At 66.9% G+C, this 1,047-nt stretch carries 5 protein-coding genes; all 5 read right to left on the bottom strand.

The features are described 5' to 3' along the window. Positions 1-189: 189 nt before the first annotated feature. On the bottom strand, positions 190-453 hold the full coding sequence (locus JCM19049_RS15195) for an ABC transporter ATP-binding protein (protein WP_054821982.1): 264 nt from the start codon (positions 451-453) through the stop codon (positions 190-192). After that, positions 393-617: an ATP-binding cassette domain-containing protein gene (locus JCM19049_RS21310; protein ID WP_279403340.1), complete on the bottom strand. Its 225-nt coding sequence runs from the start codon at positions 615-617 to the stop codon at positions 393-395. Before JCM19049_RS21310 ends, JCM19049_RS15195 begins: the two co-directional genes overlap by 61 nt. A gap of 40 nt (positions 618-657) precedes the next feature. Continuing rightward, entirely contained in the window at positions 658-801 is a 144-nt protein-coding gene (locus JCM19049_RS21305; RefSeq protein WP_279403343.1) for a hypothetical protein, read from the bottom strand. Next, positions 792-860, bottom strand: a complete 69-nt coding sequence (locus JCM19049_RS21300) for an ATP-binding cassette domain-containing protein (RefSeq protein ID WP_279403341.1) — start codon at positions 858-860, stop codon at positions 792-794. The genes JCM19049_RS21305 and JCM19049_RS21300 overlap by 10 nt, the downstream gene beginning before the upstream one ends. Then, positions 830-1,047: hypothetical protein (locus tag JCM19049_RS21295; RefSeq protein ID WP_279403342.1), on the bottom strand; the 218-nt coding region annotated here is incomplete at its 5' end. The genes JCM19049_RS21295 and JCM19049_RS21300, both read right to left, overlap by 31 nt.

Here is a 1,047-nt window from a genome sequence, read left to right as displayed (position 1 = left end):
CGCGGAACTGCTCGTTGTGGATGCCCGGTGGCCAGGGCCAGCAGTGGGGCGGCCAGCGCGAAGAGCACCAGCAGCGCCAGGAAGCAGGCTGCCAGCAGCGAGGTCCGGTCCTTGAGCAGGTAGTCGACGGTCATGCGCAGCGAGCTGCGCTGCTCACCGCCGGGACGGAAAGTGTTTGGGCGCTCATTCTCAGCTCCTTGCGCTGGCGGCCAGTAGGGTCTTGGTGAAGTCGGCCTGCGGGTTCTCGTAGAGTTCCTGCGCCCCGGCCAGCTCGATGATCTGCCCGTGGTCCATTACCGCGACGCGGTCGGAAATGTGGCGTACCACCGACAGGTCGTGGGAGATGAAGATGTAGCTCAGGCCCAGCTCGCGCTGCAGATCGGAGATCAGGTTCAGGATCTGGGCCTGCACTGACACGTCCAGCGCTGACACCGGCTCGTCGAAGAGCACCACCTTGGCTTCAGCGCCAGCGCGCGGGCAATGCCGATGCGCTGGCGCTGCCCGCCGGAGAACTCCGAGGGGAAGCGGTTGTAGTGCTCCGGGTTAAGCCCCACCAAGTCCATCAGTTCGCGCACCCGCGTCTTGAGCTGGTCGCCGCGGGTGTCAGTGTGGATCATGAACGGGTCGGCGATGATCGAGCCACCCTGCGCTTGGGATTCAGCGAGCCGAACGGGTCCTGGAACACCATCTGCACCTGGTGGCGCGCCTTCTTCCACGACTCGGTGTTCGGTGCGCCGAGCTGCGCGCCTGAATCATCACGCGGCCTGACTGCGGCTGCAGCAGCCCGGCGATCACGCGCACCAGGTCGATTTGCCGCAGCCCGATTCGCCTACCAGCCCCAAGGTTTCCCCCGGGTACAGCTCAAGGTCAACGCCCTTGAGCACCTGCACCTGGCGCTTGTGCGGCCAGTGCCGGAGGCGAATGACAGCTCGATGCCCTGGGCGGCGATGATCGGCTCCGTGCCCGCCACTAGCTGGGCGCTGCTGGCGGGCACCGGGTCCGGCGCTGCCAGCGCCGTGTTCGGGTAGAAGCAGGCGGCGAAGCGCG

This window comes from Arthrobacter sp. JCM 19049 (assembly GCF_001310435.1).
This window is presented reverse-complemented; position numbering and strand designations above follow the sequence as displayed.